At 43.3% G+C, this 10,697-nt stretch carries 11 protein-coding genes; all 11 read left to right on the forward strand.

The annotated features are described in order from the left end of the window. The first annotated feature begins 132 nt into the window (after nucleotides 1–132). Complete coding sequence (locus tag V7164_RS05970; protein ID WP_335344863.1) at nucleotides 133–507, forward strand: NADH-quinone oxidoreductase subunit A; 375 nt, start codon at nucleotides 133–135, stop codon at nucleotides 505–507. Further along, nucleotides 498–1,010, forward strand: coding sequence for a NuoB/complex I 20 kDa subunit family protein (locus V7164_RS05975; protein WP_335353629.1), 513 nt, complete (start codon nucleotides 498–500; stop codon nucleotides 1,008–1,010). The genes V7164_RS05970 and V7164_RS05975 overlap by 10 nt, the downstream gene beginning before the upstream one ends. 3 nt (nucleotides 1,011–1,013) lie before the next feature. Further along, complete coding sequence (locus V7164_RS05980; protein ID WP_335353630.1) at nucleotides 1,014–2,021, forward strand: NADH-quinone oxidoreductase subunit C; 1,008 nt, start codon at nucleotides 1,014–1,016, stop codon at nucleotides 2,019–2,021. Nucleotides 2,022–2,024: 3 nt separating this feature from the next. After that, nucleotides 2,025–3,125: an NADH-quinone oxidoreductase subunit D gene (locus V7164_RS05985; RefSeq protein WP_335353631.1), complete on the forward strand. Its 1,101-nt coding sequence runs from the start codon at nucleotides 2,025–2,027 to the stop codon at nucleotides 3,123–3,125. Continuing rightward, nucleotides 3,125–4,132 (forward strand): NADH-quinone oxidoreductase subunit NuoH, encoded by a 1,008-nt coding sequence (nuoH, locus tag V7164_RS05990; RefSeq protein ID WP_335353632.1) that lies wholly within the window; start codon nucleotides 3,125–3,127, stop codon nucleotides 4,130–4,132. The genes V7164_RS05985 and nuoH overlap by 1 nt, the downstream gene beginning before the upstream one ends. Nucleotides 4,133–4,170: 38 nt before the next feature. After that, the gene (gene nuoI, locus V7164_RS05995; protein WP_335346687.1) at nucleotides 4,171–4,590 is read left to right on the forward strand and encodes an NADH-quinone oxidoreductase subunit NuoI; all 420 of its coding nucleotides are present in this window, start codon (nucleotides 4,171–4,173) and stop codon (nucleotides 4,588–4,590) included. Then, on the forward strand, nucleotides 4,587–5,108 hold the full coding sequence (locus tag V7164_RS06000) for an NADH-quinone oxidoreductase subunit J (protein ID WP_335353633.1): 522 nt from the start codon (nucleotides 4,587–4,589) through the stop codon (nucleotides 5,106–5,108). Before nuoI ends, V7164_RS06000 begins: the two co-directional genes overlap by 4 nt. Beyond that, the gene (gene nuoK, locus V7164_RS06005) at nucleotides 5,105–5,419 is read left to right on the forward strand and encodes an NADH-quinone oxidoreductase subunit NuoK (protein WP_335346689.1); all 315 of its coding nucleotides are present in this window, start codon (nucleotides 5,105–5,107) and stop codon (nucleotides 5,417–5,419) included. Before V7164_RS06000 ends, nuoK begins: the two co-directional genes overlap by 4 nt. 209 nt (nucleotides 5,420–5,628) lie before the next feature. Beyond that, a complete protein-coding gene (gene nuoL / locus V7164_RS06010; RefSeq protein WP_335353634.1) occupies nucleotides 5,629–7,491 on the forward strand; it encodes an NADH-quinone oxidoreductase subunit L in 1,863 nt (620 codons plus the stop codon). Next, entirely contained in the window at nucleotides 7,488–8,999 is a 1,512-nt protein-coding gene (locus tag V7164_RS06015; protein WP_335353635.1) for a complex I subunit 4 family protein, read from the forward strand. Before nuoL ends, V7164_RS06015 begins: the two co-directional genes overlap by 4 nt. A gap of 6 nt (nucleotides 9,000–9,005) precedes the next feature. Next, nucleotides 9,006–10,526, forward strand: a complete 1,521-nt coding sequence (gene nuoN, locus V7164_RS06020; protein ID WP_335346692.1) for an NADH-quinone oxidoreductase subunit NuoN — start codon at nucleotides 9,006–9,008, stop codon at nucleotides 10,524–10,526. Nucleotides 10,527–10,697 lie beyond the last annotated feature (171 nt).

The following is a 10,697-nucleotide window of genomic DNA, read 5'->3' on the forward strand; positions in this document are numbered from 1 at the left end:
AAAGCTTTGTTCTGTGGGTCGAGAGAATTTCCAGTAAAATAGCTGGGTTTATCGACACAAATTGGTAAGAGTGCTATAATGATTACGGTTACAACTGGGTAGAGAAAATTCATAATATTGGGGGGGATGGACATGGAGATGCTAAATTTATATCAAAATAACTATTTGATAGTGTTTGTGTTCCTATGTCTTGGAATTTTATTACCTGTGGTAGCTTTGTTTTTAGGGAAGCTGCTGCGGCCTTATAAGCCGCATGAGACGAAGTATACCACGTACGAGAGCGGGATTGAGCCATTCCATGATTCATGGGTGCAGTTTAATATTCGCTATTATGTTTTTGCACTTATGTTTGTTATTTTTGATGTAGAAACGGTATTTCTATATCCGTGGGCAGTTGCTTATGAAAAACTCGGAATCTTTGCATTAATAGAAATGTTGATTTTCGTATTTATGCTTGTCATCGGTCTGATTTATGCATGGAAGAAGAAGGTGTTAAAATGGACTTAAAATTGGAAAATATCTCACCTGAAGAAATGAAAGAATTAGAGCGTAATGTATTTATGGCAACTTTGGAACAAATAAAAGCTTGGGCGCGGAGTAACTCATTATATCCAATGACCTTCGGGCTTGCTTGTTGTGCCATTGAAATGATGGGTGTCGGTGGTGCTCACTACGATTTAGACCGTTTTGGTTCGTTTTTCCGGACATCCCCTCGTCAATCAGATGTCATGATTGTTTCAGGAACCGTTACGAAAAAAATGGCGCCAATTGTTCGCCGACTGTATGATCAAATGCCAGAGCCGAAGTGGGTTATTGCAATGGGTTCCTGTGCAACAGCAGGAGGACCATATGTGAAATCCTACGCCGTTGTGAAGGGTGTCGACCAAATTGTTCCTGTTGATGTTTACATACCAGGATGTCCCCCAAATCCGGCAGCATTAATATATGGAATAAATAAATTAAAGGAAAAAATCCGCTACGAGGCTAAAACTGGGAAGAAGGTGATCTAACCTATGAGCGGGGAAAAGGATCTTGAACAGTTAAAAAAGGAGGCTGCCGCGAAAGCGAAAGCCGCCGCACTAGCGAAAATGAAAGCAAAAGAAGAGGGCGAAGCAAAGGAGGAATCTCCAGCTGAAGACCTTGATATAGCGAAGCAAAAAGCTGCCGCTGCTGCAAAGGCAAAAGCCGCCGCCGCCGCCAAAGCAAAAGCCGCTGCACTGGCGAAGCAATCGGGAGAAGCACCAGCCGGTGACGATGAGAAGGCAAAAGCGATTGCAGCCGCGAAGGCAAAGGCAGCCGCAGCCGCCAAAGCGAAAGCTGCCGCACTAGCAAAACAATCAGGAGAAGCACCAGCCGGTGACGATGAAAAAGCGAAAGCGATTGCAGCCGCAAAAGCCAAGGCTGCCGCTGCAGCCAAAGCGAAGGCAGCAGCAGGAGCTGGTAGTGGAGCCGGTGATGATGAGAAGGCGAAGGCGATTGCCGCTGCGAAAGCAAAAGCTGGTGGAAAAGCCGCAGCTGAACCTGCAGAGGAAAAGAAACCGTCACCAAATCAGCCTTATCTCGATAAGTATGTGAAGGTTATCGGAGACCACCTCGGACAAGATGTGCTGGAAGATTACTATATCAATAGTTTATCCAAAGATGTTCCGACCTTAGTGGCGAAGAAAGAATCTTACTACAAGCTTGCTGAATTTCTTAAATACAATGAGCAGCTAGGATTTGATTACTTATCTGAAATTCATGGGACAGATTTTGAAACACATATGGAAGTTTATGTTCACTTATATTCATATAAAAATAGACAGTCAGTTGCGTTAAAAGTAAAGATTGATCGTGATGAACCAACCATTGAGTCACTGGTGCCATTATGGGCAGGGGCAAATTGGCCTGAATGTGAAGCCTATGATCTATTAGGCATTAAATTTACAGGTCACCCGAATCTGTATCGGATTCTCCTTGGAGATGATTGGATTGGCCATCCGTTAAGAAAAGACTACGAACCGTATGATGTGGAGGTGTAACCAGTGATTCGTACTGAAGAAATGGTCTTAAATGTGGGTCCTCAGCATCCAAGTACGCACGGTGTATTTCGTCTCGTTGTCAAAATTGATGGGGAAATCATAAAAGAAGCGAAGCCAGTCATCGGTTATTTGCACCGTGGAACGGAGAAGTTGGCTGAAGATCTCCAATATACACAGATTATCCCGTATACAGACCGGATGGATTATCTTTCAGCAATGACCAATAACTATGTAATCTGCCACGCAGTTGAAACAATGATGGGCATCGAGGTTCCTGAACGGGCTGAATACCTTCGTGTCATGGCGATGGAGCTTGGAAGGGTTGCCAGTCACTTAGTTTCATGGGGTACTTTTTTACTGGACCTTGGGGCAACAAGTCCCTTCATATATGCATTCCGGGAAAGGGAAATGATCATTAATATGCTGAACGAGCTTTCGGGCGCGCGCTTAACTTTTAACTACATGCGTGTAGGCGGCGTGAAATGGGACGCACCAGAGGGCTGGGTTGAGAAGGTAAAAGAATTTATTCCTTATATGCGTGAGCAGCTGGTCGGTTATCATCAGCTTGTGACGGGAAATGAAATTTTCATGAACCGAGTGAAGGGTGTAGGCGTTTATACGAAAGAAGATGCCATCCATTATTCATTAAGCGGACCGACACTTCGCTGTACCGGAGTAAAATGGGATCTTCGTAAGGATGAGCCTTATTCCATTTATGACCGATTTGATTTTAATGTGGTTACTCGAGAAGAAGGGGATGCATGGGCACGCTATCATGTTCGATTAGAAGAGATTGAAGAGTCGCTCAAAATTCTTGAACAGGCGTGTGAACAATTCCCGGCAGAGGGAGTAATCATGGCTAAGGTCCCTAAGATTATTAAGGCGCCAAAAGGAGAAGCATTTGTCAGAATCGAATCTCCACGCGGAGAAATTGGCTGCTATATTTACAGTGACGGGAAAAAAGAACCGTATCGCTTAAAGTTCAGAAGACCGTCCTTCTATAATCTGCAAATTCTCCCTAAGCTGCTTGAAGGCGAAAACATGGCGAACATGATTGTAATTTTAGGAGGAATTGATATTGTCCTCGGGGAGGTGGACGGTTAATGATAGAAGAACTATTGCACTCTAGTCCCGGATTATTAAATTTCGGTATTTTCTTCTTATTAGCCGCCGTTTTACTATTAGTGGTTTTAGGCTTCGTCACCTATTGTATATTAGCAGAGCGTAAAGTAATGGGATATATGCAAATGCGCCATGGTCCTAACCAAGTCGGCGGACGCTGGGGGTTATTACAAACAGTTGCTGACGTTCTTAAACTTCTTTTAAAAGAAGACATTATTCCTAAGCTTGCTGACCGGCCGTTATTTATCTTAGCTCCTGTCATTGCGTTTACCCCAGCCTTCATGGTGCTCGCAACGATTCCTTTTACAGACAAGTTTCAATTTGCTGATATCGGAGTGGGCCTGCTTTACTATATCGCCGTTTCCGGTATCACTACAGTAGGAATTGTAACAGGAGCATGGGCTTCAAACAATAAATATGCTCTCCTTGGAGGAATGCGTGCAGCGGCACAGATGATTTCCTATGAAATCCCGCTCGTTATGTCTGTTGTCGGCGTCATCCTTCTATCAGGAAGCTTAAATTTAAATGATATCGTAGATGCACAAAGAAATGGCTGGTTCATCGTCTGGCAGCCAATCGCCTTTATCGTTTTCTTCATTGCATCTGTTGCCGAATTAAATCGTGTACCATTTGACTTGCCAGAATCAGAATCTGAGCTCGTTGCCGGGTTCCATGTCGAATATTCCGGCTTCCGCTGGGCATTTTTCATGCTAGCAGAATATGTGTACCTATTTGCGATGGCTGCTCTGACAACTGTGTTGTTCTTAGGCGGATGGCTGCCGCTTCCGTTCTTAGGATTTATCCCGGGTGCAGTATGGTTCGCACTTAAATTCACATTGGTTATCTTCATACTACTGTGGTTCCGTTCTACATTCCCGCGTGTACGCGCAGACCAATTAATGGAATTTGGCTGGAAGGTTCTCCTGCCAATTGCATTAGCCAATATTTTCTTAACCGCACTATTAAAAGAATTGCTAAACCTATTTTAAAAAGCCTTACACTTTTAATATTCAAGGGGTGAAAAAACATGCTTGGATTAGCGAAAGGTTTATCATATACCCTAAAAAACTTGACCCGCAAAAAGGTCACATATGATTATCCGAATGAGCCGCTCCCACTTCCAGATCGGTTCCGCGGAATTCAAAAATTCTATCCGGAAAAATGTATCGTTTGTAATCAGTGTGCGAACATTTGCCCGACTGAATGTATCCAGCTGACAGGTAAAAAGCATCCGGATCCGGCGAAAAAAGGAAAAATTATTGATACGTATGATATTAACTTTGAGATTTGTATTCTATGTGATTTGTGCACAGAGGTTTGTCCAACAGAGGCTATTATTATGACGAATAACTTTGAACTGGCAGAATACAGCAGGGATGATTTGTTCAAAAACCTCGAATGGCTGGATGAAAATGATGAGAATATACGGAAGGAGAATAAAGCATGACGTTTTCAGGTGAATTTCTTGCGTTTATGTCACTAGCAGTAGTGGCAGTCATGGGCGGCGTGCTTTTATTGAACCTTACCAAAGTTGTGCATATGGTAGTGGCGCTAGTATTTACTTTTATTAGCATTGCGGGAATCTTTGTTTTATTATCTGCAGAGTTTCTTGCTGCAGCCCAAATTTTACTTTATTCCGGTGCCATTACAATCATTATGTTATTTGGAATTATGCTGACCCGTCATAACGATGTGAGTGAGCCAAAAACAGGAATCGTCCGAAAGGTATTGTTGTTTTTGGGGGTATTAGGATTCGCGTTTGCAGTCTATATCGGTATTTACAACCTGGATTTCGGACAATTGCCGAATACGTTGCATGAAAATAATACAGAGCAAATTGGATTGGCGCTTTATTCTAAATACATCATTCCATTTGAATTAACTTCTGTTTTACTATTGGCAGCTCTGATCGGCGCAATTGTTTTAGCTAGGAAAGATGATGAGAAGGGAGCGGAGAAGGAATGAGCTCAGTTCCCATTTCAGCGTATCTTGCCTTAGCGTTAATCTTATTCTGTATCGGTTTATATGGTGCTTTGACGAAAAGAAATGCAGTGATTGTCTTAATTTCGATTGAGCTAATGCTAAATGCAGTTAATATCAACCTAGTAGCCTTCAGTAAGTTTGGGGCTGCGCCTGCGATTACAGGTCAGATCTTCGCCTTATTTGTCATGACAGTTGCCGCAGCAGAAGTGGCTGTTGGCGTAGCGATCTTGATTGCCCTTTACCGCAATCGGAAAACCGTTAATATTGATGAAATGAACACATTGAAGCATTAAGGAATGCTTTTCACGAATAAAAGAGGCTGCTTGTTATACTAGTAAAATATTTTTCCGGGAAATAATGTGTGTTTTAATAGGAAATAAGTCATATAACTATTTCCTTGCGCTAAAAAAGCCCGCTTTAAGTATAACCTGCCTCAATCTAACACGCTGACCTTACAGACGGACAAAACTTACCAGCGTGTTCAAAAAAGGGGATTGTGATATTGATGGAGAATGCATGGATCATACCGCTTTTCCCGCTTTTATCGTTCTTATTCCTAGTCTTTTTCGGCAAACGGCTTAAGGATGCGAGTGCTTACATAGGAATTCTGCTTTCGCTTGCATCTCTTGTCTACTCGTTGTTGGTGCTGTTTGAAAGATTTTCGTCACCAACCCATAAGGCAGAAGCTGTTTGGCTGACAATTGGGGATGTTCAGTTAACAGCGGGTTTTGAAGTAAACCAGTTAAATGCATTAATGCTAGTAATCGTCTCACTCGTCAGTTTCCTTGTTCATACGTATTCAAAGGGATATATGCACGGGGATGAGAGACTTCATGTTTACTATTCATATTTAGGGTTATTTACCTTTGCGATGCTAGGGCTTGTACTATCTCCTAACCTATTGCAAACGTATATTTTCTGGGAGCTTGTCGGCTTAGGCTCATTCCTATTGATTGGCTTCTACTTTTATAAAGATGAAGCAAAGAAGGCTGCGAAAAAGGCGTTTATCATGACGCGTATTGGGGATGTGGGCCTTTTAATCGGAATGATTCTCTTATTCTGGCAGGTTGGCAGCTTTGAATATGATGAAATCTTTGCGGCTGTAGCAGCTGGATCGATTTCAACTACGATGATTACGTTAACCGCAATTTTGATTTTTGTTGGAGCTATTGGGAAGTCTGGTCAATTTCCGCTTCACACCTGGCTTCCGGACGCGATGGAAGGTCCAACACCAGTTTCAGCATTAATCCACGCCGCGACAATGGTTGCAGCAGGGGTCTATTTAGTAGCGGCTTTGTTCCCGCTTTTCACAGCAAGCGAAACCGCGCTCATGACCGTAGCTGTCATTGGAGCAATTACTGCGATTTTTGCAGCGAGCATTGGTCTTGTGCAAACGGATATTAAAAGAGTGCTAGCCTACTCAACTGTCAGCCAGCTTGGATATATGATGCTGGCGCTTGGATCTGCCGGCTATGTGGCGGGTGTGTTCCACTTAATGACTCACGCTTTCTTTAAAGCATTGCTTTTCCTTGCTGCAGGAAGTGTCATCCATGCCGTTCATACACAGGATATTGAGAAAATGGGCGGACTATGGAAAAAGCTTCGTGTCACAGGCCCTCTGTTCTTAATTGGAACATTGGCGATCAGCGGGGTTCCATTATTTTCAGGATTCTTCAGTAAGGATGAAATCTTAATTGCTGCTTGGGCACACGGCAATACAGTATTATTCTGGCTTGCAGTTGTGGCTGCATTCTTTACAGCATTCTATATGTTCCGCCTGTTCTTCATGGTGTTCTCGGGCGAATCGCGTAGCGATATGAGCCATGCGAAGGAGTCGCCAAGTGTGATGACGGTCCCGATGATGATTCTCGGAGTCCTTGCTGTTGTGGCAGGTTACGCCAATACACCATGGTTCGGAACGTTCCTTGGTGATTGGTTAGTAGACGGAAATCCGGCGCTCGGACATGGACATATTGAAGGTCCAGCGTGGATTATGATTGTCGCAACTGTTGTATCCCTGCTTGGTATCTTCCTAGCTTGGATGATTTACAGCAAGCGTTCACTATCACGCGACTGGCTTGGTGCTGAAACGATGTACAATATTTTATATAACAAATACTTTATCGATGAATTTTACGAGCTGACCGTCTTAAAGGTGACGAAGTTCTTCAGTATTTTACTTCGCTACATCGAAACCTTCCTTGTTGAAGGCGTTGTAAAAGGAGTAGCTGGAACCGTGGTCGCCCTTGGAAAACTAGGCTCGAAGTTCCAGGATGGCCAAGTACAAAGATATGGAACGGTCGCTTTTGTAGGATTAGCTATTTTAGTAGTCGTATTTGCAGTAACAGGGGGGTATTTAAGATGAATATCACTTATTTCTTATCAATCTTAGTATTCTCCCCTTTAGTTGGTGTTTTAGTTTTATCATTGATTCCGAACACAAAGGAATCCGTTATTAAAACGGTCGGTTTCCTAGCAACTCTTCCAGCACTGATTTTGTCGCTAGTGGCATTTTTTCAATATCGTGCCGGAGCTTCTCTAGCTGATTTAAGCGAGAATGTGCGCTGGGTTCAATTTGGCGACCCGAACCGTTTAGGGGATTTATTCTCGATAAATTACGAGCTTGGGGTAGATGGGTTCTCCCTTATTATGGTCGTGCTGACAGCGATACTTTCCACTCTTGCAGCCATTGCTTCTATGTATATTAAAAAAGAATGGAAAGGCTATTTTATGCTGTTCCTTCTATTAGAAGTAGGAATGCTTGGTGTGTTCGCTGCCGAAAACCTAATTCTATTCTTCATCTTTTTCGAAATTACATTAATCCCGACCTTCTTCCTGATTGGAAAATGGGGTTATTTTGAAAAAGAAAAAGCAGCATTCAGCTTCTTAATTTATAACGGATTAGGATCTGCAGTGCTTCTCATTGTGATTATGGTGCTATTTTCCCGTACAGGAACGTCTAATATTGACGCATTAATGGCTATTATGCATGCTGACGTCAATCATGCCGTATTCTCGGAAGGGACTAAAATGGGCTTGCTGATTGCCTTGTTAATAGCATTTGGCGTTAAGCTGCCAATCTTCCCGCTGCATAGCTGGATGGTTCGCGTTCACGTACAGGCATCTCCATCGGTTGTTATGCTCCATGCGGGTATCTTGCTGAAAATTGGGGCTTACGGGATCATCCGTTTTGGAATAGGGATTTTCCCAGAGCAGTTCCAGGAATTAGCGGTCTTAATCGCTGTTCTCGGAGTTGTGAACCTGTTATACGGAGCATTCTTAGCATTGATTCAGACAGATTTCAAAATGGTCCTTGCTTATTCCTCTATTTCCCATATGGGAATTGTGTTAATTGGATTAGGCGCGATGAACGAGGCAGGCATTCAAGGAGCCATCTTCCAAGTGGTATCACATGGTTTGATTGCAGCACTTCTATTCTTCCTTGTTGGGGTATTTTACGAGCGTCTGGATACATCCATCATCCAAAACCTTGGCGGATTGGCAAAGGGAATGCCGATCACAGCTGGCTTTCTGCTAGCTGGAGCAATGGCTTCACTCGGAATGCCTGGAATGTCCGGATTTGTGAGTGAATTTATGGCCTTCCTTGGCCTATTTAAAGAAATGCCGGTTTTAGCAGCGGTAGGAGCACTAGGAATTATTTTGACTGCCGTTTACCTTCTGCGTGCAGTTCTTGGCATTACTTATGGAAAAGCCCATCGTGAATTTGCGGGTGTAACCGATCTTCGCGGCAGAGAATGGGTTCCAGCTTTAGTTTTACTAGCGATTATTGTATTAATTGGTGTGTACCCAAGTGTACTAAGCGAGCCGCTAACATCCACACTTGAAACGATCATGCTTGGGATAGGAGGGTGATGAAGGATGGATCTTACAGAATTATTATCATATAAATGGAGCATCATGACACCTGAGTTCATCATCCTCGGTGTAGCCACTTTACTATCATTATTAGATTTATTTATGCCGAAGACGGTGAATCGAAAAATCCTTGGTTGGCTTGGCCTTGCGGGGATTCTAGCCGCACTTGCGTCCCTTTTCAGCTTGTTTGGGCATGGAGCGGAATCGATTCTGTATGATACCTTTAGACTCGATTCTTTCGCGAAGGCATTTAAGCTGCTATTGTTATTGGGAGCTGCGCTTGTTATGATTCTGGCAACGAGCTATGAACCGAAGGATGGGCTAACTGAATATCGAGGAGAGTTCTTCTATTTATTCCTTGCCGCCCTGCTCGGAACGATGATCATGTCTTCAAGCGGCGATTTAATTACGCTGTTTGTCGGCCTTGAGTTGCTTTCGATTCCATCTTATATCCTTGCGGGCCTTCGCAAGAAAAATACTCTATCGAACGAGTCTTCTATGAAATACGTCATTAATGGCGGAATTTCGACTGCGATTACTCTTTTCGGTATGAGCTATGTGTATGGTCTTACAGGGACAACAAACCTACTTGAAATGGCTCGGGGGTTAATGGCATTAACGAACCCGCAGCACATCTATCTAATGGGTCTTGCTTTATTCATGATTTTTGTCGGGCTGTCATTTAAATTGGCAACGGCTCCGTTCCATATGTGGGCACCTGATGTGTACCAAGGAGCGCCGACACCTGTTACGGCTTTCTTGAGCGTCGTTTCAAAAACAGCCGGCTTTATCATTCTCATTCGAATTATGCTTGTGGTGTTCTTAAGTACACCATCTTCAGACATTCCAAATTCAATGCCGCTCTTTATGAAGGTTCAGGATTATATTGCCTTCCTTGCAGCTGCAACAATGATTATTGGAAACGTGGTAGCTTTAAGACAGAAAAACATTAAGCGTCTATTCGCATACTCAAGTATTGCACAGGCGGGCTATTTGCTTGTAGTAGTCGCATCGTTATCAGTTTTTATCTTTGATACACTTTGGTTCTATTTAGGAGCATACTTGTTCATGAACCTTGGGGCATTTGCGATTATCCAGCTGATCACGCAAAAAACAGGATCAGAGGATATTTCACAATTTGCGGGATTATACAAAAAGGCACCGATTCTGGCGCTTTCGATGGCTGTATTTATTCTCAGCTTGGCGGGAATTCCGGGAACAGCCGGCTTTATCGGGAAGCTTAACATTTTCATGGGTGCGCTTGCCGTAGAACCTGCACGCTATGTGTTAGTGTCCATTATGATTGCGACAACAGTCGTATCGTATTTCTACTATTTCGGCGTGCTCGTGCAAATGTTCTTCCGACCAGCTGCAGACCAAGAGGCAAAAATCAAGCTGCCAGCAGGTCTCGGCATTGTTATCGGTGTGTGCGTAGTGGCGACTGTGTTGTTTGGAGTCGCGCCGAGCATCGCGTTCGACTTTTTACAGGGGAACTTCAATCAGTTCAGCGACTTTTTTCAGTAAGGGGATACTTTAAAGGGTTAATTTAAGGGGTAAACATATATATTTTGAGAAAGGGGAGCGGTCCCCTTTCTTTTTTTGTGTAGAGATTCTCTTGGAGGATGGGTAAGATTTTGCGTTTTGATTAAAGGTCATTATGAGGGATGATTGGTAACAAAAAGTCCAAGCAGAGAG

Source organism: Bacillus sp. JJ1474 (assembly GCF_036965225.1).
GTDB lineage: Bacteria > Bacillota > Bacilli > Bacillales > Cytobacillaceae > Cytobacillus.